We start from the raw sequence: 25,532 nt of genomic DNA on the forward strand, positions 1-25,532 counted from the left end.
TATACCCCCGCAGGGTATCATTCAATCCGGTTTGAACCAGCCAACGGATTCCCGGCCCCTGCTACACGCTGTCGCACAACCGGCGCAACGACATCCGCTTCCGGCGCCCTCGCGCCAAGCGCGAAGCCCTTCACGACGGCGAAGATCGCGGGAATCACGATCAGCGTCAGCAAGGTCGACGAGATCATGCCGCCGATCATCGGCACCGCGATGCGCTGCATGATCTCGGAACCGGTGCCGGTGCTCCACATGATCGGCAGCAGCCCGGCCATGATGGCAACCACCGTCATCATCTTCGGCCGGACACGCTCGACGGCGCCCTCGATGATCGCGCGGTTGAGATCGTCGCGACCGATCGTGCGGCCCTCGGCGATACGACGCGCGGTGACCTCGGCCAGCGCCTGGTTGAGATACATCAGCATCACGACACCGGTCTCGGCGGCGACGCCGGCGAGCGCGATGAAGCCGACCGCGACCGCAACCGACAGGTTGAAGCCGAGCGCCCACATCAGCCAGAGCCCGCCGACCAGCGCGAACGGCAGCGACAGCATCACGATCATGGTCTCCGCCACCGAGCGGAAGTTGAGGTAGAGCAGCAGGAAGATGATCAGAAGCGTCACCGGCACCACGATCCTGAGCCGCGCCGCGGCGCGTTCGAGATATTCGTACTGCCCGCTCCAGACCACGTAGGTGCCGGGCGGAAACTGCACGGCGGCCTGCACCGCGCGCTGCGCATCCGCGACATAGCCGCCGAGATCGCGATCGCGGATATCGACATAGATGTAGGTCGCAAGCTGCCCGTTCTCGGTTCTGATCGTGGTCGGCCCGCGCGCCGGCGTGATATCGGCGACCTCGCCGAGCGGCACCGCCCCGCCCGCCGGCATCGGCACCAGGATGTCGCTGGCAATCGCGCCCGGATTGTCGCGCAGGTCGCGCGGATAGCGCATGTTGACCGTGAAGCGCTGGCGTCCCTCCACCGTCGTGGTGACGGTCTGGCCGCCGAGCGCGGTCGCGATCGTGTCCTGCACGTCCTGCACCGCGATGCCGTAGCGCGACAACGCCTCGCGGTTCGGCGTGATCTCGAGGTAGTAGCCGCCGAGGCCGCGTTCGGCATAGGCCGACGAGGTGCCGGGCACGCCCTTCACGACCTGCTCGATCTGGCGGGCGAGCTTGTCGATCACGGCGAGATCGGGGCCGATCACCTTGACGCCGACCGGCGTCCGGATCCCGGTCGACAGCATGTCGATGCGCGCCTTGATCGGCATGGTCCAGGCGTTGGAGACGCCGGGAAATTGCAGCGCCTTGTCCATCTCGGCGATCAGGCCGTCGAGCGTGAGGCCCTTGCGCCATTGCTGTTTCGGCTTGAGGTTGACGACGGTCTCGAACATCTCCGACGGCGCCGGGTCGGTCGCGGTCGCGGCGCGGCCGGCCTTGCCGTAGACCGAGACGACTTCGGGAAAGCTGCGGATGATGCGGTCCTGCATCTGCAGCAGCTCGGCCGCCTTGGTCACCGAGATCCCCGGCAGCGTGGTCGGCATGTAGAGCAGCGTGCCCTCGTTGAGATCGGGCATGAACTCGGTGCCGAGTTGCCGGGCCGGCCAGACCGTGACGGCGATCGCTGCGAGCGCGAGCAGGATCACCAGCGTCTTGGCCCGCAGCACGCCGTTGATGACCGGACGGTAGATCCAGATCAGGAAACGGTTGATCGGATTCTTGTGCTCGGGGACAATCCTGCCTCGGACGAAGATCACCATCAGCGCCGGCACCAGCGTCACCGACAGCAGCGCGGCTGCCGCCATCGCAAACGTCTTGGTGAAGGCGAGCGGCGAGAACAGCCGCCCCTCCTGCGACTCCAGCGTGAAGATCGGCATGAACGACACGGTGATGATGAGCAGGCTGAAGAACAGCGCCGGTCCTACCTCCGCTGCGGCCTCGATCAGGATCGCGACCCGCGAGCGGCCGGGCTCGGCCCGCTCCAGATGCTTGTGCGCGTTCTCGATCATCACGATCGCCGCATCGATCATGGCGCCGATCGCGATCGCGATGCCGCCGAGGCTCATGATGTTGGAGCCGATCCCGAGCAGCTTCATCGCGCCGAACGCCATCAGCACGCCGACCGGCAGCATCAGGATCGCGACCAGCGCGCTGCGGACATGCAGCAGGAACACGAAGCAGACCAGCGCGACCACGACGCTCTCCTCGAACAGCGTGCGCTTGAGCGTGTCGATCGCAGCATAGATCAGGTTGGACCGGTCATAGACCGGCACAATCTCGACCGACTTCGGCAGGCTGGTCGCGATCTCCTTGAAGCGCTTCTTGACGTTCTCGATCACGTCGAGCGCATTGACGCCGAAGCGTTGCAGCACGATGCCGCTCGCTACCTCGCCCTCGCCGTTCAATTCGGCGATGCCGCGCCGCTCGTCGGGGCCGAGCTCGACGCGGGCGACGTCGCGCAGCAGCACCGGTGTGCCGTTGTCGGTCCTCAGCACGATGTTGCCGAGATCGTTGATATCCCTGAGATAGCCCTTGCCGCGAATGACATATTCGAACTCGGAGAGCTCGACGGTGCGGCCGCCGACGTCGGCATTGCTGGCGCGGATCGCATCGCGCATCCGCTGCATGGTGATGCCACGGTCGCGCATCCGCTGCGGATCGAGGATCACGTTGTACTGCTTGACGAAGCCGCCGACGCTCGCGACCTCTGCCACCCCTTCCGCTCTCGCCAGCGCGAATTTCAGATTCCAGTCCTGGATGGTGCGGGTGTCGGCAAGATTCAGCTCTTTCGACATCACGGCATATTGGTAGACCCACCCCACCCCGGTGGCATCGGGCCCGATGGTCGGCGATACGCCGGCCGGCAGCCGCGACGCCGCGCCGTTGAGGAATTCGAGCACCCGCGAGCGCGCCCAGTAGATGTCGGTGCCGTCCTCGAAGATGACATAGACGAAGGAGACGCCGAAAAACGAGAAGCCGCGCACGACCTTCGATTTCGGCACCGTCAGCATCGCCGTGGTCAAGGGATAGGTGACCTGGTCCTCGATCACCTGCGGCGCCTGGCCGGGATACTCGGTGTAGACGATCACCTGGGTGTCGGAGAGATCGGGGATCGCATCGAGCGGCAGATGGATGAGAGCGTAGAGGCCCGCGGCTGCCGCAAAGCCGGTGCCGAACAGCACCAGCAGCAGGTTGCGGGCCGACCAGGCGATGACACGGGCGATCATGGCCGGCCTCCCTCCGTCATCCGGCCGTCGGCCGTTGCCGCTTGCGCAGCGCCGGCCTCGGCAAAGCCCTTGATCGCCGCCTTCAGATTGCTTTCGGCGTCGATCAGGAAGGTCGCCGACGTGACGACCGCATCGCCTTCGGCAATCCCGTCGCGGATTTCGACATAGCCGTCGCCGCGCCGCCCGAGCTTGACCTCGCGCGGCTCGAACCGGCCCTTGCCGCGGTCGATCAGCACGGTCTGGCGGCTCCCGGTGTCGAGGATGGAGTTTTCCGCCACCGTCAGCACCGGCGCCGCGCTGCCGATGTCGATCTCGGCGTCGACATACATGTCCGGCAGCAGCGCGAGATCGGCATTCTGCAATTCGATCCGCACCCGCGCGGTGCGCGTGTCCTTGTTGACCTGCGGATAGATCACGCTGATCTGGCCCGTGAACGTGCGGCCGGGATAGCTGCGGGCCCGCACCGCGACCTTCTGCCCGACCACGATATTGCCGAGATCACGCTCGGCGACATCGACCAGTGCCCACACGACAGAGACGTCGGCGATCCGGAATAGCACGTCGCCTGGCTGGGCACGCATGCCCTCGATCGCGGCACGCTGCAACACGATGCCGTCGCGCGGCGACAACCACTGGATCGCGAGCGGCACCGTGTGGCTTTTCTCCATCTCGGCGATGACGGTCTCGGGAACGTCGAGATTGGTCAGCCGCTGCTTGGAGCCGCGTCCGTAGGGCTCGATATTCGCGATCGCCTTCGAGGTCATGGTCGCAACATATTCGGCCGCCGCGGACGACACCGCCGGGCTGTAGATCTCCATCAACGGCTGCCCCTTGGTCACCCGGCTGCCGGTCGTGATGTCGGCGACCTTCTGCACATAGCTCTCGGCCCGCATCGCGATGACGGAGACGCGGCGTTCGTCGAGCTGGATCGTGCCGGGCGCGCGCACCGGCGTCCGGATGCGACGCAGCTCCGCCGCTTCGGATTTGACGCCGGTGCGCTGGATTTTTCCGGGCGACAGCGTGATCGAGCCGTCGTCGCTGTCCTCGCCGTCGTAGACGGCAATGTAGTCCATCCCCATGGAATCCTTCTTCGGCACCGGCGAGGTGTCGGGAAGCCCCATTGGATTGCGGTAATATTTGACCTTGCGCTCACCCTTGGCGGCCGTGGCGTTGCTGTCCGCCGGCATCGCCATCGGCGCCTCCGGCTCGTCGAAGCTGAGATCGGCGCCGGCGGCGACGGGCTGGTAGTCGCGGCCGTCAGACGTCTTCCTCGGCGTCAGCGAGTAGGACGGCTTGCCGTCCGGATCGCGGAAATAGATCGGCGCGCCGGCTTCCGCCGCTTGCGCGGCAGCGGCAGCGAGATTTGCGCCCGGCCACGGCGGCAGGCCGCGACCGAGATACGCGACGCCTGCCGCTGCAACGATCGCAGCGGCAGCGCCTGCCAGAGCGTGCCGGTTCATTTCCCGGCCGTGACGACGAGCTTGCTTTCGACCGTGCCGGTCTCGCCCTGCACCTTCGCGCCGAGCGACAGCTGCCAGCGCCCGGCCATGCCGAAGTTCGCCTTGAACCGATAGGTGCCGGGTTCGGTCCCCGGCATCGGCGTGACCTTGGTGGCCATCTCCTGCATTCCGTCTGGGGCCATGTCGAGCCGCGTCGTGAAGATCACGGCGTCAGGCACGGCCTTGCCGGTCTTCCTGTTCATCAGCCGGACGGTGACGACCTTGTCCGGACCGGCCTGAACTGTCTGGTCGACGAGCTGGAATTCGTAGTCCTTGATGTCGGCGAGCGCGACAGTGGCGATGCCAGTCAGCGCCAGGCCGATGAGCGCGGCCGCTACGGCACGCGGCGTATTGAACGACGTCATTTCGTTTCATTCCTCGATTGGATCTGATCTGCCGCTTGCGCGGCATGCGACGTCCACGCGCCAGAAGGTCGCGCGGCAGCAACCGGCGCTTGCGGCGCCAGTCAGACCAAATGTCGAGGAGGATGGTCGGGCGGCGGACGGACCAACCCGTCAGCGAGCAGATCGTCGTGCGGATGCAATTGCAGCTGCGTCGCCGGCCTCACCGCGAAGCCGAGGGTCGATGGTCCCGCGTGCAGGATCTTCAACATGCAAATCGCAACCAGCGGACAATCCCGGCAATCATTGCTCTTCTGCTTGTCGGGGCAGCACGGCATATCGGCCGCCATGTCAGACATGTCCGCCATCTGGCTCATACCGGTCAACGAAGATCCGGCCGCCGCGGGCGTCGCCAGCGGCGCAATTGTCAGGCCTCCCGTCACGAGGACGGCGAGCAGCAATCTGAACAATTGGCGAACATTCATGTTGCGACAGTCTCACAAAGGACGGGTGCTGAAAAGGTCACCCTGTTCACAACTGCACCAGCGGGAGATTGGGTGGTTAATCGTTCATCCCGGCCTGGCGCCCGCATGCCGCGCCTATCGAGCCTTCGGGCCGCCGTGATAGCGCCACGGCGTCCGGGCAGCGTCCGGGACGCTCGCCGGCTGCACGCGCATCGCTCCCTGATCGTAGCCGAATGCAGACATCGGGTCGCGTTGCGCGGCAACCGTAGCCGCCGATGCGGTTTCTGAGGCCTCGTTGGGCAGGTACCTCCTGTCGGAGGCGGTCAGGCCCGCTTGCGCGGTTGCCGATGCCACCACAAGCGGCGCAAGGATTGAGAAGGCAAGCAGGCATTTGTTGATCGACATCATCGGCTCCATCATTTTCCTGAAGCGCATTGATTTGCGCTTCTGATCATGAGTTCGGAGCCAATGTTTCTCCGGTTACACGCTCACGCCGACGTGAGAGGTCCGATCACTGCCTTTCACCAGCGCAGCAACCGCGGTCCCAATGCCGCGCCTGCGAGTGTGCACAGCACGATCGTGCCGCCGTACCACAGCGCGACAAAGGGCAACGAGTCATCGGTGCAGTGGAGTGCATAGGCGACGGCGCTCACGCCACCTGCGACAAGGCCGCCGAATGCACCCGCCTGCACCAGATTGGTCGGCGCCGCCTTTCTGACTGCCCAGATCACCACGGCAAACGGCACGATCGCGATGATCGGAACCGAGATGAGGCATTCGAGCCATTGGTCTCCCATGACCATCCTGTCCCAATGAGAGCTGGGCGCCTGTCCGAGGCTGATGCCGGCAAGCAGCATGATCGCACCGAACGGGAGTGCGGCCAGTCCAAGCGAGCTCTTTCGCTCGCCGCCCGGCCGCGCCAGCCGGGTCAGATAGACCGACGCCGCGCCGACAGTAGCCAGCGCGAATGCGAGCTTCAGAAAGAGGAAGGTCAAGGCACGCGGCGTGGTCAGGTCGGCGCGGACGCCAAGCCCGGCAAGCACGAGGCCAAGTGCGGCAACCAACGCCAGCCCGAGCGCGATAGCGACGGTCCGGCCGACCAGCCGGCGATCGACCGGCTCGACATTGTTGCTGAGCGCCGCGATGAGGTCATCCGTCTTCATGGCTCCGTCCTCCCGGCGATCAACGCGGCCAGGACCTTCAGCCCGCGATGAATGCTGACCTTCACACCGGATTCCGACATGTCGCACCGCTGCGCCGCTTCGGCGACGCTCAATCCGTCGAGCTTCACGGCCGCGATCGCGCACTGCATGTTCGCCGGCAATTGCTTGAGCAATCGCCTGAGGTCAAAGCTGCTCTCGGCGCCGATATGATCGTCATGCGCTGTGATGTCGTCGGCCTCATCGATCGGCACGTCGGCGCGCGAGGCCCGCGTGCGACGCAGGAAATCGATCAGCTTGTAGCGCGCGACCGCGTGCACCCAGGGCGTCAGCTTCTGTGCCGGGTCGTAGGTGTGCCGCTGGAGGTGAATTGCCAACACGGCCTCCTGCACCAGGTCCTCCGCCTCCGCCGCGCCGCGGCCGGTCCTCGCAAGCTTGCTCTTGTAGTAGGCACGCAAATGCCGGCTCAGGCGCTCCAGCAACGCCCGGTGGGCCGCCGCATCGCCATCCTGGCTGGCAAGCATCAGTGGCTTGAGCTCGTTTTCCGCGGTCGTCATGCAGCGCTTCTATGGTCTGGTTCGCTCAGGCGACCGGTTTGGTTACAGCCCGATCGGCCGGACCACGAATATTTTCGAAGCCGCGTCGGGTTCAGCCCAGTTCACACATCATCCCGACAGTTTGCGGCTTCATCCCGGCTGGATAAGCCCGTCTTTGGCGGCCGCCGATCACAATCCTGCCAGATGGGGCCTTGACCTGTGCTATCGCCGAAATGACATGAGGGATTAACCAACGGACCCGCGGCCCATGCAACTCGTCTCGACCCTGACCTGTCCGGCCTGCGGATTCGCCGCGACCGAAACCATGCCGAGCGATGCCTGCCAGTTCTTCTACGACTGTCGCGGCTGCGGCACCCGCCTCAAGCCGCTTGCCGGCGATTGCTGCGTGTTCTGCTCTTACGGGACTGTCCCCTGCCCTCCGGTGCAGACGCGCGGCGAATGCTGTGGCGGGCCCGGGCCAGCCTGAGCCCCTGCCACTGATTTGTCCGGCGGCGCACGCCCCGCAGCGAAGATGTTGGTTTATCGGCTAGGCAAGCCCAGTCTCGCCGGGGACAGCACGAAGCAAGCCCTGCGGCTGTCGATTCGAATGCGTCGCGTTAGTTGGACTGGGCGTAGGGTGCAGCATTCATCAGCAGCACACCAAAAAGAAGCACCAGATAGAGCATCGAAAACACGAACAGGCGACGAGCAGGCCGCCTTTCCTTGTCGTGGCTTCGACGTACTTGCCATGCGAGAAAGATCATGATCGCTCCCAGCATCGCCGCGGCCGCGCCATAGATGCCCCCCGCGAATCCCAGTGCATAAGGTAGCAGCGAGATCGGAACCAAAAGCGCGCTATAGAGAAGAATCTGGCGCTTTGTTTCGGTCTTGCCGGCGACGACCGGCAACATCGGCACACCGGCGCGGGCGTATTCTCCAGCAAGATTGAGCGACAATGCCCAGAAGTGGGGTGGCGTCCAGAGGAAGATGATCAAGAACAGGATGAGCGGCTCGAGCCCGACGCTTCCGGTGACCGCGACCCAGCCGATCACCGGAGGGAGTGCGCCAGCGGCACCGCCAATGACGATATTTTGCGGTGTTCGGCGTTTGAGCCACATCGTGTAGACGACGACGTAGAAGAAAATCGTGAAGGCAAGGAGTGCAGCAGCGGCCATATTCAGCAAAGTGCCGAGGGTCAGGACCGCGCACGTCCCGAGCATCAATCCAAAAACCAACGCTTCCGGGCGCGATACACGGCCGCCGGGAATTGGACGGATGGCGGTCCGCGCCATCACCGCATCGATGTCGGCATCGTACCACATGTTGAGCGCACCTGCGGCGCCAGCTCCAGCAGCTATGCAAGCAACAGCAACGACGCCGGCCCCGGGATCGATGCCGCCTGGTGCGACCATAAGACCGACCAGTGCGGTGAAGACGACCAGCGACATGACGCGCGGTTTCGTCAGTGCGACGTAGTCTCCGATGTTGGTATAGCTCCGGCGAAGAATTGAACGATTGATTTGCACGAGATTGATTCCTCGTCAGTTCGATGCTCGAAAGGCCATCGGTTGAAGGCCTTCTTCGCAGAGTCCCAGTCGACGTAGCGAGTTCTCAGCCGTCCTGCCTGCTAGCTCGCTGGCGCGAAAAACATCACCCGAAGCAGATGCGTATAGTCGGATTCGAACACCATGATCCCTACAAAGACCAGCACGAGCACCGGCGGCAACAGGATGGCGTAGGCCAACGCCAACCGCTCCCAGGCCATGTGCATGAACACGGCAACGATCAGGCCGGCCTTCAGCACCATGAACAGCAGGATCAGTGACCATCGGAGATGGCCATGGATGCCGAAGAAGTCGACGAGGTATGAGCAGGTGCTGAGCACGAACAGCCATCCCCAGACCACGAGATAGAGCTTGATCGGATGCTGCTGGCCCTCTGCGTGCGTGGCTCCTGATGCGACTGCGTCGTGCGCATACGCGTGCAGCGCATGTTGCGCTGCCTGCCCTTCCACATGTACCGCTGCGTTTGTCATGCGCCAACCTCACCAGAGATAGAAAAAGGCAAAGATGAACACCCACACCAGATCGACGAAGTGCCAGTACAGGCCCATGATCTCGACGATCTCGTAGTACCCCCTCCGGCTCGTGAAAAAGCCACGCCGCTCGACGTCGAAGTCTCCCCGCCAAACCTTTCGCGCGACGGCGATCAGGAAGATCACGCCGATGGTCACGTGGGTGCCGTGGAAACCGGTGATCATGAAGAAGCAGGCGCCAAATTGCGGCGCGCCCCATGGATTGCCCCACGGCCGCACGCCCTCCATGATCAGCTTGGTCCATTCGAAGGCCTGCATTCCGACGAACGTCGCGCCAAATGCCGCGGTGACCAGCATCAAGGCTGCCGTTTTGACGCGATCCCGGCGGTAGCCGAAGTTGACAGCCATCGCCATCGTTCCGCTGCTGCTGATCAGGATGAAAGTCATGATCGCGATCAGGATGAGCGGAATGTGCTTGCCGCCGAGATTGAGCGCGAACACTTCGCTGGGATTGGGCCACGGCACGGTCGTCGACATTCGCGCCGTCATGTACGACAGCAGGAAGCAGCTGAAGATGAAGGTGTCGCTCAGAAGGAAGATCCACATCATGGCCTTCCCCCAGGACACGTGCTTGAAGGCACGCTGGTCCGAGGCCCAGTCGGCGGCGATGCCGCGCAATCCGGATATCGTTCCGGGCGACGTCTGGGGGGGTGCAAGTGTGGTTTCCGTCATCGCTTCCCGCCTCGCTAGGTGAGCAACTGGCGACAGATGTCGACCAAATTGTCGGTCCAGCCCGTCATCAGACCGAGCAAGATCAGCCAGACCAACAACAGGAAATGCCAATAGATGGCGCAGAGCTCCACGCTCAGGCGCATCTGCATCATCGGCGCGCCACGCCACACCTTGGCGGTCGTCCTGCCAAGCGCCACCAGACCGCCCATCAGATGCAGTCCGTGCACCGCGGTGATCAGGTAGAAGAAGGAGTTGGCCGGATTGGACGCCACGAAATAGCCGGCGGCCTTCAGCTGCTGCCAGACCAATAGCTGTCCGGCCAGGAAGGTCACGGCGGATGCTCCGCCGATCAGCAGGCCGACGATCAGGCCGTCAATGTCGTCGCGTCGCGCGGCCATCAGCGCCCATTGCAGCGCCACACTGCTGATGACCAGGACGCCGGTATTGAACCACAACAGCCTGGGCAGGGGCAGCTCCCGCCAGTCCACCATGCTGTTGCGCATCGAGTAGGCGCTGATCAGGAGCGCGAACAACGAGCCGACGACTGCGAGAAATACGCCCAGTCCGATCTTCGCCGTCGGCACGGACGAACCGCGCTCACCACGAAGATCGACGGCCACGCCCTGCTCCAGCCACGGCTTGGCAGCCAGCCGTTGCTGCGAGAGCCACCATCCCGCGATCGCTGCAATTGTAGCAATGAACAGGATGATGGCACTCACGGATGGGCTCCCTGCGTCGCCAATCCGGCCGGCGGTTCATTTTGCGGCACAAAGTCCCCCGCAGCGCCCGGCACGCTGTAATCGTAGGCCCAGCGATAGACGATCGGGAGGTCCTTGCCCCAGTTGCCATGTCCGGGCGGGGTTTCCGGTGTCTGCCACTCCAGCGAGGCGGCTCCCCAGGGGTTGCTGCCAGCCTCTTTTCCCTTGAACAGGCTCCAGATGAGATTGAACAGGAAGACAAGCTGGGCGAAGCCGACAATCAGCGCCGCCACGCTCATGAACGCATTGAGGTCGTGGGCCGATGCCGGGACGAAGGTTGTCTCGCCGATGTCGTGATAGCGGCGGGGCATCCCGAGCAGGCCCAGATAGTGCATCGGGAAGAAGACCGCATAGGCCCCGATGAACGTCACCCAGAAGTGGAAACGTCCAAGCGCCTCATTGAGCATGCGTCCGGTGACTTTCGGATACCAGTGATAGAGTCCGCCAAACACGGCCATGATCGGCGCGATGCCCATCACCATGTGGAAGTGCGCGACGACGAACATCGTGTCCGACAGCGGAACGTCCACGACCACGTTACCGAGAAACAGTCCGGTCAGGCCGCCGTTCACGAACGTGATGATGAACGCGAGCGCGAACAGCATCGGCACCGTGAGATGGATGTCGCCGCGCCACAGGGTCAGCACCCAGTTGTAGACCTTGATCGCAGTCGGGATGGCGATGATGAGTGTCGTGGTGGCGAAGAAGAACCCGAAATACGGATTCATGCCGCTCACATACATGTGGTGCGCCCATACGACGAAGCTGAGCGCACCGATTGCCACGATCGCCCAAACCATCATGCGATAGCCGAAGATGTTTTTTCGCGCGTGGACGCTGATCAGATCGGAAATGATGCCGAAGGCCGGCAAGGCGACGATGTAGACTTCGGGGTGGCCGAAGAACCAGAACAAATGCTGGAACAGGATCGGGCTGCCGCCGCCATACTTCGTCAGCTGGCCCATCTCGACCAGCGTCGGCATGAAGAAGCTGGTTCCCAGGAGACGGTCCAGCAGCAGCATCACCGAGGCGACGAACAGCGCCGGGAAGGCCAACAGCGCCATCACGGTGGCCGTGAAGATGCCCCACACCGTCAGGGGCATCCGCATCAATGTCATGCCGCGCGTGCGGGCCTGCAGCACTGTCACCACATAATTGAGCCCGCCCATCGTGAAGCCGATGATGAACAGGATCAGCGAGGCCAGCATGAGAACGATGCCCCAATCCTGCCCGGGGGTGCCGGAGAGAATCGCCTGGGGTGGATAAAGCGTCCAGCCGGCGCCGGTCGGCCCGCCGGGCACGAAGAACGTCGCGACCAGCACCAGCACGGCGAGCAGATAAACCCAGTAGCTCAGCATGTTCACGTAGGGGAAGACCATGTCCCGCGCGCCGACCATCAGCGGGATGAGGTAGTTGCCGAAGCCGCCGAGGAACAACGCCGTGAGCAGGTAGATCACCATGATCATGCCGTGCATGGTGATGAACTGAAGGTACTGATTGGCATCGATGAAGGAGAATGTGCCGGGAAATCCCAGTTGCAGCCGCATCATCCACGACAGCACCAGCGCAACCATTCCGATCGACATCGCCGTGATCGAGTACTGGACGGCGATAACCTTGGCGTCTTGCGAAAAGACGTATCTCGTCCACCAGCTGTGCGGGTGATAGAGCTCAACCTCACCTACTTCGGCGGGCGGGATGCCTGCAACCTCATCAAACGGGATATCGACCATCGGAATACCCTCCTTGGTCTTCCGCTCAGCGACAAGTTCACCTCATATCCGGCTGATCCTCGTCGGCATGTTCATTCGCTACCAGTCTTGTACGCGGCCTTCGCGACGTCGTGCTGCCCCGACAACTCCGCAAACGTCCGCTGCCTCTCAAGCCACGCGTGATATTCCTTCGCTTCCTGCACGACGACCCTGCTCCGCATCTGCGCGTGCGCGACGCCGCACAGCTCCGCACAGAGGACGTCGAACGTTCCGGTGCGGGTGGGCGTGAACCAGTAATAGGTCACCGAGCCCGGTATCATGTCCATCTTGGCCCGGAACTCGGGCACGTAGAAATCATGCAGAACGTCGATTGAGCGGAGCAACACCTTCACCGGCTTCCCAACCGGCAGATGCAGATCGTCGCTTTGAACGACGATGTCGTCCTGTCCGTTCGGATCGTTGGGATTCAACCCCAGAGGATTGTCGGAACTGATCAGGCGCGCATCTGACGTGCCGAGTCGGCCGTCTTTTCCCGGAAGCCGATAACTCCACATCCACTGTTGCCCAACGACCTCGACGTCGGTCGCGTCGTCGGGAACGGTGACGAACTGGTGCCAGACGACCAGGCCGGGCGCCAACATGGCGGCGACGCCGACTGCCGTCACGATGCTGAGCCACCATTCGAGCTTCTTGTTTTCGGGATTGTAGGCGGCCCGGCGTCCCTCCTTGTGGTGAAAACGGAACACGCAGTAAGCCATGAACGCGATGACCGCGCAGAAAACCGCGCCGGTGATCCAGAACGTCAGATTGATCGTGTCGTCGATGTAGCGCCAGTTCGAGGCGATCGGCGTCCACCACCACGGGCTGTAGATGTGAAACAGCACCGAGGCGACCGCAACCAGGAGCAGTACGAGCGCGACAGCCATCCCTCATTCCTCCTTGCCATTGAAGGCTGCGGAGACGAACGAAAGGGCGGAGCTCACGTCAAAGGTATGGTGTCAAAGGTATGGTGTCACGGACACCATCACCGTGCCTTTTGCCTCGCCCATTCTGCCGGTCGCGACGCTGGGGCATCATGACAAAGGATCAACGTCACGGCCGCAATCTCATCGGAGCTTGGGGGCGTTCAGTGCATTCAAGATGGTACTCGTCGAGCCCGGCGTCAATAGAGGAGTATGTCCCGCCTCTGTCCGGCGCGCGTCGGCGCGAATGCATTGCATGCCGGAGAGCACCCGATCGGGACCCGCCATCAGATGGTGCATCGCAAAACCTGGCTTGTGCGCTTGCACAATTTTCCCGACCGCGTTCGCCATCTTGCTTCTGCGGCGCATCGGACTAGTTTGATTGGACCGGTTGCGACAGATGTCGTCCGGCAAGCTCGTTCTGGTTGAATCTGATTTGCCGGACTCAGTCGCGATTTTCGCGCATGAGGCGGATGTGCGTGTGTTGATGGCGCTCCGTTCCCCTGCGGGCACAAGCAAGGAGACCGGAACCATGACCACCGTATTCGCACGACCCAAACTGCAATTGTTTGGCGTCTCGACCGCCTTTGTCGTTCGCAAGATCAGCCTTTCCGACCTCGGCGACGCGCTGCGCCTCGGCTGGGAAGACTTCAAGGCCGTCCCGACCCACGCCATCGTCCTGTGCGTGATGTACCCCGTCCTCGGACTTGTCCTGTTCAGACTTGTGATCGGCTATTCGGTGCTGCCGCTGCTGTTTCCGCTCGCCGCCGGCTTCGCCCTGATCGGTCCTTTCGCCGGACTAGGCCTCTACGAACTGAGTCGCCACCGCGAGCGGGGAGAGGAGCCAGGAGCCTGGGATGCAATGCAGGTGCTGCGCGCGCCGTCGTTCGGCGCCATGCTCGAACTTGGCATTCTCCTGTTCGTTCTGTTCGGGGTCTGGATCGCCGCCGCGGACGCGATCTACATTGCGACTTTCGGCTATGCTCCGGCTGCGAGCATCCCTGATTTCGCAGAGCGCGTGTTGACGACACCCGAAGGCTGGTCGCTCATCATCATCGGATGCGGCGTCGGCTTCCTTTTCGCCCTGGCTGCCCTGTGCGTCAGCGTCGTCTCGTTTCCGCTGATGCTCGACCGCCATGCGACAGCGATCGATGCGATCCGCACCTCGATAAGGGCCGTGATGATGAATCCAATTGAGATGGCCGCGTGGGGATTGATCGTTGCAGTATTGCTGGCCGTGGGCTCACTGCCATTCTTCGTCGGTCTCTGCGTCGTTCTGCCGGTGCTTGGTCATGCGACCTGGCATCTTTACAGGAAGGTGATCGAGCCTGACCCGAATCCTCCGCAAGAAGAGCCCCGCCCGCCGATCGGTCACCGCTACGCGGCCGATTTCCCGGCCTCACTCTTCCCGTGGAGCCGTGAGCGTTAGTGATACGAGGGGCGACTTGAGACTGGCGAACCGCCTCGCACGGATCAATTGCAGGGCGCAAATCCGCCCGGCTTCACGATCGCGCCGGCATTCCGTCATGCGCGGGCATCGCCGTCCGAAGGACGGCGTCGCTTCCGCTCGCCTATGCCCGGGCATCGACGTCTTCACTCCAATCGAATAAGAAAGGACGTGGATGGCCGGGACAAGCCCGGCCATGACGGCCGGTAGCTTACGTTTGCTTCAACACCGCTGGATCGACCGGCATCTTCCGCAGCCGCTTGCCGGTCGCCGCAAAGATCGCGTTGCTGATCGCAGGCACGATTCCCGATGTCCCGGTCTCGCCCATGCCGCCCGGCGGCGCGGTGCTCGGCACGATATGGACCTCGATGGCCGGGGCCTGATCGATCCGCAGCATCTGGTAGCTGTCGAAATTGCTCTGCTCGATGCGACCGTCCTTCAGCGTGATTTCGCCATAGAGCGCGGCGGTGACGCCGAAATTGATGCCGCTCTGCAGCTGCGCCTGCACGGTGTCGGGATTGACCACGGTGCCGCAATCCATCGCGCAGACGACGCGATGGACACGTACCGAACCGTCCTTGGCAACCTCGACCTCGGCGACCTGAGCGAGGTAGCTGCCGAACACGAATTGCAGCGACACGCCGCGGCCGCGCCCGGCCGGCAGCTTGCCGCCCCAGCCGGCCTTGGCTGCCGCAAGCTCGAGCGCCGCCTTGGCGCGCGGCGACTTGCCGAGCAGCGCCTTGCGATATTCGACCGGGTCCTGCTTGGCGGCCGCCGCCATCTCGTCGATCATGCTTTCGGTGACGAACACATTGTGCGAGGGCCCGACGCTGCGCCAGAACGCGGTCGGAATGCCGGGCGGCTCGACCCGGACATATTCGACGTGGAAGTTCGGAATGTCATAGACGAGATCGATCGCCCCCTCTGTCGTGTCGGGGTCGAGACCGTTGCGGAACGCCGGCGGCGCCCACCGCGCAATGACGGAAGAACCCGCGAACCGGTTGTTCCAGGCCACCGGCTTGCCCGATGCATCGAGACCGACCGCAATCCGGTCGCACCAGTACGGCCGGTACATGTCGTGCTGGATGTCCTCCTCGCGGGTCCATACCACCTTGACCGGCGCATCGACCTGCTTTGCGATCTGTACGGCGCGAATGACACCATCGACCTCGAGCCTGCGGCCAAAACCGCCGCCAAGCAGGTGATTGTGCACCGCCACCTTCTCCGGCGGCAGGTCCAGCATCTTCGCGGCCACCGCCTGCACGCGCGAGAGCGCCTGGTTGCCGACCCAGATTTCGCAGCCGTCGGCGCGAACATGCACGGTGCAGTTCATCGGCTCCATCGTCGCATGCGCGAGGAACGGCAGCTGATAGCTTGCCTCGAGTTTGGTCGCCGCGTTCGCCATTGCCTTGTCGGCGTCGCCGATATTCTGCGCGACCGCGCCCGGCTTCGTGGTGGCGGCTTCGAGCTCGCGCGCGATATCTGACGTGGCGAGCTTGGCGTGAGCCCCCTCGTCCCACTCGATCGTGAGCGCCGCGAGACCGTTCTTCGCCGCCCCCATGTGATCGGCCACCACGGCGACCGCGTCATCGAGCTTCACGATCTGTCGCACGCCGTTGACGGCTTTCGCCGCCGCATCATCCACGCGCTTGACCCGCCCGCCGAACACCGGCGACTGCGCCAGCGTCGCGATCTTCACGCCCGGCGGCCGCGCGTCGATACCGTAGACCGCCGAGCCGTTGATCTTGGAGCGCGTATCGAGCCGCTTGGCGGGCGTGCCGATCAGCTTGAACTCGGCCGGGCTCTTCAGCGTCACGTTCTCGGGCACCGGCATCTGCGCCGCGTCGGCCGCCAATTCGCCGTAACCGAGCTTGCGTCCCGTCGCCCCATGAAGCACCTCGCCGTTCTCGGCGCGGCACGAGCCGGGTTCGACGTTCCAGCGTTTCGCCGCGGCCGCGACCAACATCGCCTTCGCGGTGGCGCCGGCTTTGCGCATCGGCTGCCAGGCGCCGCGCATCGCATTCGAATTGCCGGTCGCCTGCACGCCGAGCAGCGGGTTGGCATAGAGCTTGTCGCTCGGCGGCGCGTGCTCGAGCTGAACCTGCGTCAGGCCGATCTCGAGCTCCTCGGCGATCAGCATCGGGATCGAGGTGTAGGTGCCCTGCCCCATCTCGACATAGGGCATGGTGAGCACGACCTTGCCGTCGCCGCCGATCCGGATGAAGGCATTCGGCGCGAAGTCACCGGCGGCCGCGGCTTCGCTCTCGCGGCTGGCGAACGGCAGGCTCACGCTGAGCAGCAGGCCGCCGCCTGCGATCGCGCTGGCGCGGAGGAAATTGCGCCGCGACAGATCGGCGGCGCGCTCAGACAAATTGTCGATCAGCGTCATGGCTCAACCTCCCGACTGCGCGGCTTGCTTGATGGCTTCGCGAATGCGCACATAGGTGCCACAGCGGCAGATATTGCCCGACATCGCGTCGTCGATATCGGCGTCGGTCGGCTTCGGCTTGCTTGCGAGCAAGGCGGAGGCGGACATGATCTGCCCGGACTGGCAGTAGCCGCATTGCGGCACCTCATGCGCGAGCCAGGCGTCCTGGATCTTCTTGCCGGACGGCGTCCCGCCGACCGCCTCGATGGTCGTGATCTTGGAGTCCCCGATGCTGTCGATCGTCGTGATGCAGGAGCGCACCGCGCTGCCGTCGAGATGCACCGTGCAGGCGCCGCACAGCGCCATGCCGCAGCCGAACTTGGTGCCGGTCATGCCGAGCACGTCGCGCAGCACCCACAGCAGCGGCGTATCGCCATCGGCATCGACCGAATGACTGGTCCCATTGATCATGATCTGGAAAGGCATCCTGACACTCCTGTCCTGGTTCGAGACCCGCCCGGACTGCGCCCCTCCGGGCGCAACCGCGACATTCCAAAGCGATCGAACGCGCATTCGCGCCGATTACTCACTTATGGTAATAAATCCAATTCCAACGCCGCGTAAGCGGCGCGATGATGCGCAATGAAATAACCGTTGGTTTATAATCCATGGACCGATTGACCAGCATGGCCGTGTTCGCCCGCGTCGCCGATCTCGGCTCCTTCACCGCGGCGGCCAAAGAGCTGCGGATCTCGCCGACCATGATCGGCAAGCATATCCGTTTTCTCGAGGACCGGCTCGGCTCGCAATTGATCAACCGGTCGACGCGGCGGCAGGGCCTCACCGAGCTCGGCCGCAGCTATCTCGATCACTGCAAGCATTTGCTGGAGCAGGCCGAGGCCGGCGATGCGCTGGTCGAGGAGGCGTTGAGCGCGCCGCGCGGCAAGCTGCGCGTGGCGACCTCGGTCGCCTTCGGGTCGTACAGCCTGGCGCCCGCGCTGGTCCGCTTCGTGAGGAAATATCCGGAGGTTTCGGTCGACCTCGTGCTCAGCGACAAAATGGTCGATCTGCTCGAGGAAGGCCTCGACGCCGCGATCCGCGTCGGCACGCTGACCGACTCCACCATGATGTCGCGCTCGCTGTCGCCCTACACAGGTGTAGTGTGCGCCGCGCCGAGCTATCTCGCCGAACGCGGCACACCAACGCATCCGGGGGATCTCATCCACCATGAATGCCTGCGCTATCCCGGCTGGTCGGACGGGCAGCGATGGACCTTCGTCGGACCGGAGGGCGAAGTGCATGTCGATGTCACAAGCCGCCTCTTCATCAACAGCGCGTTCGGCATCCGCTATGCGGCGCTGGCCGGCGCCGGCATCGTGCTGATGCGCGACGAGTTGCTCGCCGAGGACATCGCCGCGGGACGGCTGCAGGTCCTGTTGCCGAACTATACGACGCAGGCCCGCGCGCGCCAGATCCTGTGGCCGAAGAACCGCAAGATGACGCCGAAGCTCCGCGCCCTGATCGACTTCATCGTGGAGACCTATGGGTGAGGCAATGCGATCGGCACCCGGCTTTCCTGCGCCCTCCGTTCAGGAGAGGGCGGAACGAACAGCAAGGCTCGGACAAGAACGTGAAGCCATGCCCTCATCCTCATCTGTCATCGCCCGGCTCGACACCGCGTGTTTGTCATCATGAATCGAGCACCATCCACCGCCGTCGTCCTGGCGAAAGCCAGGACCCATTACCCCAAATGGTAATCGGTGCGCGACGCTGGGGCGACGATCTCGTTCACAATCGAAATTCGGTGGTTATGGGTCCTGGCTTTCGCCAGGACGACGAATGGAGAGAAATGCGACCAGCTCCATCACCGTCATGCCCGCGCAAAGGCTTTGCCTTTGTCGCTGGAGGTGCGAGCGCAGCGAGCTTCGAAGCACGACGGCCAGGCATTCGCCGGGACGACGTCGGAAAGAGATCGCGCTCCGTCCGCTACTCCACTCCGATCGGCAGCGATATTCCCCTCACTTCACCAGCGCCTCGACCTCCTTGCGGAATGCCTGGCGCGAGCCGTCGCGGGAGTAGAACATGTGGCCGCCGGGATAGACCGCGAGCCTGGTGCGGCTCGGACCCGCGAAGGCCGGCAGCTGGTCGAGGATGATCTTCGAGGCGAAGTACGGCGTCGCGAGATCGAACAGGCCGTGACCGATCAGGAGCTTCAGCTTGGGGTCGAGCGCCAGCATCTGGCGCAGCTGCGTCACCGACTCCGGCGGGCTGATGCCATGGCCGAACTCCCAGCCCTTGTTCACGCTTTCGCTGAGCAGATGATAGGAACCGTCCGGCCGCCAGTTCAGTCTGCGCGTGGTGAGATCGACGGCGGCGCTGGTCAAGGGTGCCATCAGGGGATCGCCGGACGGATCGTTGAAGCGGAAGGAGCTGGAGTCCGGATAGGGATCGAAGCCTTCGACCGAGGCGTCGTAGCGGCCGGTCACTTTGCCGTTCTTGCGATCGAACTCGCGGCGGAATTCACCGATGTCGAAGCGGCCGGCGAGCCTGCGGCTCACCGCCGGATCGATGCCGGTCAGCGTTGCGACCTTGTCGGCGAGCCGCGTGGTGGCCTCGGTATCGGCCTGCCCTTTGACGAGATCGAGCAGGAAGTCGCCGCCCGCGTAGCTCTCGACGTCGGCGAGATCCTCGCGCGTCACCGGCCCCTTCGCCTGCCGCGCGACCGCCGTCATGGTCGGCAGGCTCGCGACATATTGCAGGATGCTGGTACCGGTATAGTCGCGGAAATCGAGCACCGGCGAGATCAGGATCAGGCCGCGGACGCCGACGCCCTGCTGCATTTGCAGATTGCGCACCACCTTGGGCCCGCGGATGCCGCCATAGCTTTCGCCAGTAAGATATTTCGGCGAGGTCAGCCGGTCGTATTTCTCCAGCCAGCGGCGGATCACCAGCGCGACCGAATTGGCGTCGCCATCGACAGTGAAGAAGCGCTTGCGCGCATCCTCCGAGGAGGTGACGAAGCGGCTGTAGCCGGTGCCGACGGGATCGATGAACACAAGATCGGTGAAATCGAGCCAGGTATCGGCATTCGGCTGCAGCTCCGGCGAGGCCGACGAGACCGCTCCGTCGAACGGCAGTCGCCACGGCCCGACATTGCCGAATTGCAGCCAGGCCGACGCGGAGCCCGGCCCGCCGTTGAACAGGAACGTCACGGGGCGGCTCGCCTTCTCGGCGCCGTCGAGCTGATAGGAGGTGTAGGCGATGTCGGCGAGCGGCTCGCCCTTGTCGTCGAACACGCGGATCGAGCCCGCGGTCGCGCTGAAGGCGAGTGTCCGGCCGGGCAGCGCGACGGATTGCTTGGTCGTGGAATCCGGCGGCAGGCGGTGCTGCTCGGCGGCAGGCGTGTTGGCCGTAGCGCTGGCGCCGGAGCCCGTCTCGCCGCGCCCTGCCCGTCCCTTCTGGCCGCTTGGGTTCTGACCGCTCGGGGCCTGCGCGCTCGGCGACGGCGACGGCTGCGGGGTCTCGTCGTCGGCCCGCACCGCGGTTGCGAGGCAGGCCACCAGCAACGCCGCGGTGAGCCGTGTCGCAAAACTGTTAGCCATGCCGTTCACTCCCTGGGCCGACATTTACGCATATCACTAGCGAACTGCGCTAGTCTGGCGGCACCCGTTGGGCATCGGGTCTCTCACGGGACCATCTCGACAAGGCCGCCCGGGATGTATAGACGAGCGCGGCGTGTTCCGTGCCAAACGAGTTCGTGAGCGATGGCTAGCTCCAAGCGGTATGACAAGATCGCCTTCGTCGCCAGCGCGAGCGCGGAAGCGCAGACGGCGCTCGAGCAGCTGACCGCGATGTACGGCAACTATTCGGCCGCCGATGCCGACGTCGTGGTTGCGCTCGGCGGCGACGGATTGATGCTGCAGACGCTGCACGCCAACATGCGCAGCGGCAAGCCGATCTACGGCATGCATCGCGGCACCGTCGGCTTCCTGATGAACGAATATTCGACGCACGATCTGCGCACGCGGCTTGCGGCCTCGCGGGAGTCGCTGATCAATCCGCTGCTGATGCGCGCGACCGACATCCACGGCGCGGTGCATCTGCATCACGCCATCAACGAGGTCGCGCTGTTCCGGCAGACCTACCAGGTCGCCAAGCTGCGCATCCTGATCGACGAGCATGAGCGGATGCCCGAGCTGATGGCCGACGGCATCCTGGTGGCGACGCCGGCCGGATCGACCGCCTATAACCTCTCCGCCCAGGGGCCGATCTTGCCGATCAACGCGGCGCTGCTGGCACTGACCCCGATCAGCGCGTTCCGGCCGCGGCGCTGGCGCGGCGCGCTGCTGCCGAATTCCGCCTTCGTGGTGATCGAGGTGATCGAGGACGAGAAGCGCCCGGTCGCCGCGGTCGCCGACCATGACGAGGTCCGCGACGTCCGCCGGGTCGAGGTGCTCTCCGACAAGACGATCGCGATGCGGATGCTGTTCGATCCCGGCCATTCGCTCGAAGAGCGCATCCTGCGCGAGCAGTTCGGCTACTGACGGCGCACCGGCCCACCCCGCCCGGCAACCAATCATTAACCCAGGGCGGGATATGGTTAACGTCGGGTAATACCGCATTGGCCCGGTATGCCCGTTCGGGACCGGACCATGTATCGCATCGATTTCAACAAGCTGCGATTTTTGATTTGCGACGACAATCCGCACATGCGCCGCATCCTGCGGACGCTGCTGCATTCGTTCGGCGCGCGCGAGGTGTATGAGGCCGAGGACGGCGCCACCGCGCTCGAGATGTACACCCACTATGTGCCCGACATCGTCATCACCGACTGGTCGATGCCGATCTTCGACGGGCTCGAGCTTGCGCAGATGATCCGGCAGCCGGAATCCAAGGGCAATCCCTACGCGCCGATCATCATGCTGACCGGCCATTCCGAGAAGCGCCGCGTCACCGTGGCGCGCGATGCCGGCGTCACCGAATTCCTGGCCAAGCCGATCTCGGCCAAGGGCCTCTACCAACGCATCATGAACGTGGTCGCCAACCCGCGTCCGTTCATCAAGACCAAGACCTATTTCGGCCCCGACCGCCGCCGCAACACCACCAACACCTATATCGGCCCCGAACGCCGCGGCAGCGGCGAGGTCGAAATCCTGCAACAGCCGTCGCTGCTCGAGAAGGCGCGCTCGACCATTTAGGATATCGCCATGGCGAAAGACAAACCCGGGACGATCGAGGTCAAGAGTTTCGGCACCCACCATGTCATCACGCAGCCGAACCCGCTGCGCAAGGTGCTGCTGCGCATCCCCGAGAGCGATCTCGACGATCCGGTCGGCCGCGCCGAAAAGGCGCTCGCCGGGTTGTCGGGCGAGTTCAAGGAATGGATGGCGATCGAGGCCGACCGCCTCTCCGCCGCGCACGCCACGGTGCAGCGCGAAGGCTTCAACGACAAGACGCGCGAGGAGCTGTTCCGCGCCGCGCACGACATCAAGGGCGATGCCGCGACATTCGGTTATCCCTCGGCGGCGGCGGCGGCCGAGAGCCTGTGCCGCATCATCGAGCACGCACCTGATCTCGCCGCAGTGCCGGCGCAGCTGATTGCCCACCACATCAACGCCGTGCAGGCGATCGTGCGGAACCGCACCAAGCTCGATACCGCGGTCGTGGCCGGCGTGTTGAGCAAGCAGCTCCGCGGCATCGCCGATGAATTCCTGACCCACGCCAACCGCGACCGCCCCGAGCATCTCGAGGCCATCCTCGCGCCGAGCATCGTGCCTGGCGAATAGCCGCGCGCCGCGGCAGCGGCCACGGCTTCAATCATCCTCAATCTCGGGAGAACGCGGCTGTCAGGCCGCGATCAGATCGTCGTCGTAGGGCAGCACCGCGACCGCGTCTTCCGCGGCGAGCTCCTCGCAGAACATGCGCGCATCCTCGCGGGCCGATTCCGTCGCAAAGCGGCGCAGCAGGATCAGCAGCGGTTCGGCCGCCGAATGATCGGTCTCGCAATGGGTCAGCACGCGCTCGACCATGCGGCGATGCAGCCGCGCGGCGCCGTCGCCGCTGTCGACATAGCCGACCTCGTGGCTGGCCTCGAGCGCGACGCGGAACGCCGCGTAGGTGGATTCCGGCAGGCCGGCGCGCCGCAGCAGCGCCTGCAGGCCGTTGCCGCCGCGGTCGTTCAACAGCGCGGAAACCCGGCCATAGGGCAGTCCCGACAATTCGGCGAGCGCAGCCCCGAACAGATCGAGATTGCCCGACAGCAGCGCGCGCAGAATCAGCCCGGCGGTGAGCTGGCCGGTGGCGCGCAGATGCGTGATCAGGTTCTGCATGTCGTCGCCGAAGGCACGCGCGGCGATGTTCACCGTGGAGCGCTCCTTCGCCTCGCCGGCGATGCGGTCGGCGCGGTCGGCGCCGAGCCAGTTTCGCGCGACGACGAACTGCGCCAGCGTGTCGGAGAGCTTTGCGACCAGCGAGAGCCGCGTCGCCGACGGCAAATCTTCCAGCTGCAGCATCGATTCCCGGATGGCGGCGAGATGGCCGTGGCGCTCGACGATGCGGTCCCAGGAGAATGGCGCAAGCCCGGCGTAGGGATTCTCGATCAGCTCGAGCGCGGCCGCCGCCGAGCCGACCTCGGCGATCGCCGCGGCGACCGAGGCCGGCAGATTGGCGCGGCGCGCGATCGCGCACTGCATCTCGTCGGAGCCGGTCGCGACGATGTCGACCAGGTCGGCATCGATCAGCAGCGGTGAATGCTCCAGCACCGGCAGCGCGATCGCCGGCTGGTCGGCCGACAGTGCCTGCACGATCGTAGCCGGCGCCTCCGCGCTGTATGCAAACACCTCGGCCATCGCCTGTCGCACCAGCGGCGATGGGTCGTCGAGCAGCATCAGCAGCGCGCCTTCGGCTGCGATGCGGTCGCCTTCGGTGAGATCCGAAATGAGCCAAGCCCGGGCCAACGCCCGCGTCGCCTCTGCCCGCTCGCCTGCCGGAGCGGTCCTAATCCAACTAATGAACTGCCGAACGATCATGGTCCTGCCGGCTTACGCAACGAGACGGCATCGACATACGACGCCACTACAAGGAAAAATAAACCATGACGCTTAACAAAGGGTTCACCATAAACGTTTGGGATTATTGACGTTTCGTTAAGACAGCCACGGCGCGCCAACGCACCTGCGAAGCCGGCAATCTAGCCGCTGCTGTAGGTGCCGTTCGGATCGCTGAACAGATCAAGCCGCCCGGGCGCGCGGACCTTTGGCGTCGCCGACGTGGTCAGCGATGCGGAATTTCCCCACAGCTCCTGCACCGCCGGCGAGATCGGCTCCGAACGGTCGCCGCCCTGGTAGAGCGAGCGGAAGGCCGGCGCCGGCTGCGCCGATGCGACGGCCGAGGTCGCACCGGCTGATGAGGCCGCACGGGCATTCGGGAAGGTCGAAAGATAGGACGCGGTGTCCATGGCCGGCGCCTGTGTCGGCGCAGCGCTTGCGATCGCATAAGGCGACATGGTGTCGCCGCCCGCCGCGGCAAACGCCGTGCGCGTGTCGTTCGAATTCGCAGCCGCGGCGTAGCGCGTGGTTAGCACCGAATAGACTTGGCTGACGCTGCGCGCGCTGCCCGACTTATCGTAGAAGATCGACTGGTTGGCGGCTGCCGCCTTCGGAAACATCGCGGCGGCATTGGCGCTCGGGCTGTCCTCGGCGCTCGAGATCAGCTTGCCGGCGCCGCCGACACCCATGAAATGCGCCATATAGAGCTCGGCATCGGTCGGGCGACGGCCGAGCATGCCGGTGAGCTTGAAGCTGTTGGATTGCGTCAGCACCGCGGCCATCGACGACGCCGCATCGGGATCGTCGCGCAGCTTCATGACCGCGCTCCGCGCGGAGGGATCGCTGACCGAATAGCTGCCGTCGGAATTCTTGGTGATGGCGTCGGCATACTGGCCGTAGCCGAGCTGGCTTCCGGCCTCCTTGACGGTGCCGAGCCAGGTCTGGTCGATGAATTGATAGAGTCCGTGCGCCGACGAGGTCGTGGCGCCGGCCCGCGGATTGAAATTGGATTCCATCTTCGCGGTCGTGAGCAAATATTCGAAGCTCGTGCCGGTGGTCGCGGCCGCCTGCTTGATCGAACCGGCGACCTTCAGGCGCGAAGCATCGACACCTGCCGAAGCCGTCGCATTGAAGAGGTCGACCGCCATCTGTCCGGGTGCCTTGCCGGGTGCCGGCAATCGGCACCCATGTCCCGCCAACCTGCCGCAATTATGGTTAACGGCACGTTAAGATCCAGAGAGCCCAGCAGGA

At 64.4% G+C, this 25,532-nt stretch carries 24 protein-coding genes; 6 read left to right on the plus strand and 18 right to left on the minus strand.

Annotation, left to right across the window (positions count from 1 at the left end; genetic code table 11):
- Positions 1–17 precede the first annotated feature (17 nt).
- From AC066Y_RS31395 to AC066Y_RS31425, 7 genes are all read right to left on the minus strand, one after another.
- Positions 18–3,221 (minus strand): efflux RND transporter permease subunit, encoded by a 3,204-nt coding sequence (locus tag AC066Y_RS31395; RefSeq protein ID WP_478277243.1) that lies wholly within the window; start codon positions 3,219–3,221, stop codon positions 18–20.
- Positions 3,218–4,681 carry an efflux RND transporter periplasmic adaptor subunit gene (locus AC066Y_RS31400; protein ID WP_478277244.1) on the minus strand — a complete coding sequence of 488 codons (1,464 nt, stop codon included), beginning with the start codon at positions 4,679–4,681 and terminating at the stop codon, positions 3,218–3,220. Before AC066Y_RS31400 ends, AC066Y_RS31395 begins: the two co-directional genes overlap by 4 nt.
- On the minus strand, positions 4,678–5,085 hold the full coding sequence (locus tag AC066Y_RS31405) for a FixH family protein (RefSeq protein WP_478277245.1): 408 nt from the start codon (positions 5,083–5,085) through the stop codon (positions 4,678–4,680). Before AC066Y_RS31405 ends, AC066Y_RS31400 begins: the two co-directional genes overlap by 4 nt.
- 101 nt (positions 5,086–5,186) lie before the next feature.
- A complete protein-coding gene (locus AC066Y_RS31410) occupies positions 5,187–5,546 on the minus strand; it encodes a hypothetical protein (RefSeq protein ID WP_478277246.1) in 360 nt (119 codons plus the stop codon).
- Positions 5,547–5,660: 114 nt separating this feature from the next.
- Positions 5,661–5,930 (minus strand): hypothetical protein, encoded by a 270-nt coding sequence (locus AC066Y_RS31415; RefSeq protein WP_478277247.1) that lies wholly within the window; start codon positions 5,928–5,930, stop codon positions 5,661–5,663.
- 116 nt (positions 5,931–6,046) lie between these two features.
- Positions 6,047–6,688: an NrsF family protein gene (locus AC066Y_RS31420; RefSeq protein WP_478277248.1), complete on the minus strand. Its 642-nt coding sequence runs from the start codon at positions 6,686–6,688 to the stop codon at positions 6,047–6,049.
- The gene (locus AC066Y_RS31425; RefSeq protein WP_478277249.1) at positions 6,685–7,242 is read right to left on the minus strand and encodes a sigma-70 family RNA polymerase sigma factor; all 558 of its coding nucleotides are present in this window, start codon (positions 7,240–7,242) and stop codon (positions 6,685–6,687) included. The genes AC066Y_RS31420 and AC066Y_RS31425 overlap by 4 nt, the downstream gene beginning before the upstream one ends.
- 247 nt (positions 7,243–7,489) lie before the next feature.
- Between AC066Y_RS31425 and AC066Y_RS31430 the strand changes: the two genes are divergently transcribed.
- Positions 7,490–7,708 (plus strand): GDCCVxC domain-containing (seleno)protein, encoded by a 219-nt coding sequence (locus AC066Y_RS31430; RefSeq protein ID WP_478277250.1) that lies wholly within the window; start codon positions 7,490–7,492, stop codon positions 7,706–7,708.
- 130 nt (positions 7,709–7,838) lie between these two features.
- On the opposite strand, the gene AC066Y_RS31435 is transcribed toward AC066Y_RS31430, so the two are convergent.
- The 6 genes from AC066Y_RS31435 to coxB all read right to left on the minus strand — a co-directional run bounded on the left by AC066Y_RS31435 (position 7,839) and on the right by coxB (position 13,384).
- Complete coding sequence (locus AC066Y_RS31435; RefSeq protein WP_478277251.1) at positions 7,839–8,747, minus strand: heme o synthase; 909 nt, start codon at positions 8,745–8,747, stop codon at positions 7,839–7,841.
- 101 nt (positions 8,748–8,848) lie between these two features.
- Positions 8,849–9,256 (minus strand): cytochrome C oxidase subunit IV family protein, encoded by a 408-nt coding sequence (locus AC066Y_RS31440; protein WP_478277252.1) that lies wholly within the window; start codon positions 9,254–9,256, stop codon positions 8,849–8,851.
- Between the two features lie 9 nt (positions 9,257–9,265).
- The gene (locus tag AC066Y_RS31445; RefSeq protein WP_478277253.1) at positions 9,266–9,988 is read right to left on the minus strand and encodes a heme-copper oxidase subunit III family protein; all 723 of its coding nucleotides are present in this window, start codon (positions 9,986–9,988) and stop codon (positions 9,266–9,268) included.
- A 14-nt stretch (positions 9,989–10,002) separates the two neighbouring features.
- Entirely contained in the window at positions 10,003–10,707 is a 705-nt protein-coding gene (locus AC066Y_RS31450; RefSeq protein ID WP_478277254.1) for a cytochrome c oxidase subunit 3, read from the minus strand.
- Positions 10,704–12,479, minus strand: coding sequence for a cytochrome c oxidase subunit I (gene ctaD, locus AC066Y_RS31455; RefSeq protein WP_478277255.1), 1,776 nt, complete (start codon positions 12,477–12,479; stop codon positions 10,704–10,706). The genes AC066Y_RS31450 and ctaD overlap by 4 nt, the downstream gene beginning before the upstream one ends.
- Positions 12,480–12,550: 71 nt before the next feature.
- Complete coding sequence (coxB, locus tag AC066Y_RS31460) at positions 12,551–13,384, minus strand: cytochrome c oxidase subunit II (protein ID WP_478277256.1); 834 nt, start codon at positions 13,382–13,384, stop codon at positions 12,551–12,553.
- Between the two features lie 568 nt (positions 13,385–13,952).
- Here coxB and AC066Y_RS31465 point away from each other — a divergent pair.
- The gene (locus AC066Y_RS31465) at positions 13,953–14,849 is read left to right on the plus strand and encodes a DUF2189 domain-containing protein (protein WP_478277257.1); all 897 of its coding nucleotides are present in this window, start codon (positions 13,953–13,955) and stop codon (positions 14,847–14,849) included.
- 229 nt (positions 14,850–15,078) lie between these two features.
- Here AC066Y_RS31465 and AC066Y_RS31470 read toward each other — a convergent pair whose 3' ends face one another.
- The gene (locus AC066Y_RS31470; RefSeq protein WP_478277258.1) at positions 15,079–17,256 is read right to left on the minus strand and encodes a xanthine dehydrogenase family protein molybdopterin-binding subunit; all 2,178 of its coding nucleotides are present in this window, start codon (positions 17,254–17,256) and stop codon (positions 15,079–15,081) included.
- Between the two features lie 3 nt (positions 17,257–17,259).
- Positions 17,260–17,721 (minus strand): (2Fe-2S)-binding protein, encoded by a 462-nt coding sequence (locus AC066Y_RS31475; RefSeq protein WP_478277259.1) that lies wholly within the window; start codon positions 17,719–17,721, stop codon positions 17,260–17,262.
- Positions 17,722–17,903: 182 nt separating this feature from the next.
- Here AC066Y_RS31475 and AC066Y_RS31480 point away from each other — a divergent pair, with 182 nt between their 5' ends.
- A complete protein-coding gene (locus AC066Y_RS31480) occupies positions 17,904–18,785 on the plus strand; it encodes a LysR substrate-binding domain-containing protein (protein WP_478277260.1) in 882 nt (293 codons plus the stop codon).
- A gap of 468 nt (positions 18,786–19,253) precedes the next feature.
- Here AC066Y_RS31480 and AC066Y_RS31485 read toward each other — a convergent pair whose 3' ends face one another.
- A complete protein-coding gene (locus AC066Y_RS31485) occupies positions 19,254–20,837 on the minus strand; it encodes a S10 family peptidase (RefSeq protein WP_478277261.1) in 1,584 nt (527 codons plus the stop codon).
- A gap of 162 nt (positions 20,838–20,999) precedes the next feature.
- Between AC066Y_RS31485 and AC066Y_RS31490 the strand changes: the two genes are divergently transcribed.
- From AC066Y_RS31490 to AC066Y_RS31500, 3 genes are all read left to right on the plus strand, one after another.
- Positions 21,000–21,779, plus strand: coding sequence for an NAD kinase (locus tag AC066Y_RS31490; RefSeq protein ID WP_478277262.1), 780 nt, complete (start codon positions 21,000–21,002; stop codon positions 21,777–21,779).
- A 108-nt stretch (positions 21,780–21,887) separates the two neighbouring features.
- The gene (locus AC066Y_RS31495) at positions 21,888–22,433 is read left to right on the plus strand and encodes a response regulator (RefSeq protein WP_092115128.1); all 546 of its coding nucleotides are present in this window, start codon (positions 21,888–21,890) and stop codon (positions 22,431–22,433) included.
- Between the two features lie 9 nt (positions 22,434–22,442).
- Positions 22,443–23,021 (plus strand): Hpt domain-containing protein, encoded by a 579-nt coding sequence (locus tag AC066Y_RS31500; protein ID WP_478277263.1) that lies wholly within the window; start codon positions 22,443–22,445, stop codon positions 23,019–23,021.
- Between the two features lie 60 nt (positions 23,022–23,081).
- Here the strand turns inward: AC066Y_RS31500 and AC066Y_RS31505 are convergent, their stop codons facing one another.
- Both AC066Y_RS31505 and AC066Y_RS31510 read right to left on the minus strand, forming a co-directional pair.
- Positions 23,082–24,263, minus strand: coding sequence for a DUF2336 domain-containing protein (locus tag AC066Y_RS31505; protein WP_478277264.1), 1,182 nt, complete (start codon positions 24,261–24,263; stop codon positions 23,082–23,084).
- Positions 24,264–24,424: 161 nt separating this feature from the next.
- Positions 24,425–25,429: a transglycosylase SLT domain-containing protein gene (locus AC066Y_RS31510; protein WP_478277265.1), complete on the minus strand. Its 1,005-nt coding sequence runs from the start codon at positions 25,427–25,429 to the stop codon at positions 24,425–24,427.
- Between the last annotated feature and the right edge of the window lie 103 nt (positions 25,430–25,532).

The organism is Bradyrhizobium sp. USDA3010 (assembly GCF_056429065.1).

Coding starts and splice junctions, on each gene's coding strand:
- AC066Y_RS31420 (WP_478277248.1), bottom strand. CDS start 6,688: ATGAAGACGGATGACCTCATCGCGGCGCTCAGCAACAATGTCGAGCCG.
- AC066Y_RS31470 (WP_478277258.1), bottom strand. CDS start 17,256: ATGACGCTGATCGACAATTTGTCTGAGCGCGCCGCCGATCTGTCGCGG.
- AC066Y_RS31480 (WP_478277260.1), top strand. CDS start 17,904: ATGGACCGATTGACCAGCATGGCCGTGTTCGCCCGCGTCGCCGATCTC.
- AC066Y_RS31400 (WP_478277244.1), bottom strand. CDS start 4,681: ATGAACCGGCACGCTCTGGCAGGCGCTGCCGCTGCGATCGTTGCAGCG.
- coxB (WP_478277256.1), bottom strand. CDS start 13,384: ATGGCTGTCGCGCTCGTACTGCTCCTGGTTGCGGTCGCCTCGGTGCTG.
- AC066Y_RS31395 (WP_478277243.1), bottom strand. CDS start 3,221: ATGATCGCCCGTGTCATCGCCTGGTCGGCCCGCAACCTGCTGCTGGTG.
- AC066Y_RS31415 (WP_478277247.1), bottom strand. CDS start 5,930: ATGTCGATCAACAAATGCCTGCTTGCCTTCTCAATCCTTGCGCCGCTT.
- AC066Y_RS31500 (WP_478277263.1), top strand. CDS start 22,443: ATGGCGAAAGACAAACCCGGGACGATCGAGGTCAAGAGTTTCGGCACC.
- AC066Y_RS31485 (WP_478277261.1), bottom strand. CDS start 20,837: ATGGCTAACAGTTTTGCGACACGGCTCACCGCGGCGTTGCTGGTGGCC.
- AC066Y_RS31505 (WP_478277264.1), bottom strand. CDS start 24,263: ATGATCGTTCGGCAGTTCATTAGTTGGATTAGGACCGCTCCGGCAGGC.
- AC066Y_RS31440 (WP_478277252.1), bottom strand. CDS start 9,256: ATGACAAACGCAGCGGTACATGTGGAAGGGCAGGCAGCGCAACATGCG.
- AC066Y_RS31425 (WP_478277249.1), bottom strand. CDS start 7,242: ATGACGACCGCGGAAAACGAGCTCAAGCCACTGATGCTTGCCAGCCAG.
- AC066Y_RS31410 (WP_478277246.1), bottom strand. CDS start 5,546: ATGAATGTTCGCCAATTGTTCAGATTGCTGCTCGCCGTCCTCGTGACG.
- AC066Y_RS31510 (WP_478277265.1), bottom strand. CDS start 25,429: ATGGCGGTCGACCTCTTCAATGCGACGGCTTCGGCAGGTGTCGATGCT.
- ctaD (WP_478277255.1), bottom strand. CDS start 12,479: ATGGTCGATATCCCGTTTGATGAGGTTGCAGGCATCCCGCCCGCCGAA.
- AC066Y_RS31495 (WP_092115128.1), top strand. CDS start 21,888: ATGTATCGCATCGATTTCAACAAGCTGCGATTTTTGATTTGCGACGAC.
- AC066Y_RS31475 (WP_478277259.1), bottom strand. CDS start 17,721: ATGCCTTTCCAGATCATGATCAATGGGACCAGTCATTCGGTCGATGCC.
- AC066Y_RS31465 (WP_478277257.1), top strand. CDS start 13,953: ATGACCACCGTATTCGCACGACCCAAACTGCAATTGTTTGGCGTCTCG.
- AC066Y_RS31430 (WP_478277250.1), top strand. CDS start 7,490: ATGCAACTCGTCTCGACCCTGACCTGTCCGGCCTGCGGATTCGCCGCG.
- AC066Y_RS31405 (WP_478277245.1), bottom strand. CDS start 5,085: ATGACGTCGTTCAATACGCCGCGTGCCGTAGCGGCCGCGCTCATCGGC.
- AC066Y_RS31490 (WP_478277262.1), top strand. CDS start 21,000: ATGGCTAGCTCCAAGCGGTATGACAAGATCGCCTTCGTCGCCAGCGCG.
- AC066Y_RS31445 (WP_478277253.1), bottom strand. CDS start 9,988: ATGACGGAAACCACACTTGCACCCCCCCAGACGTCGCCCGGAACGATA.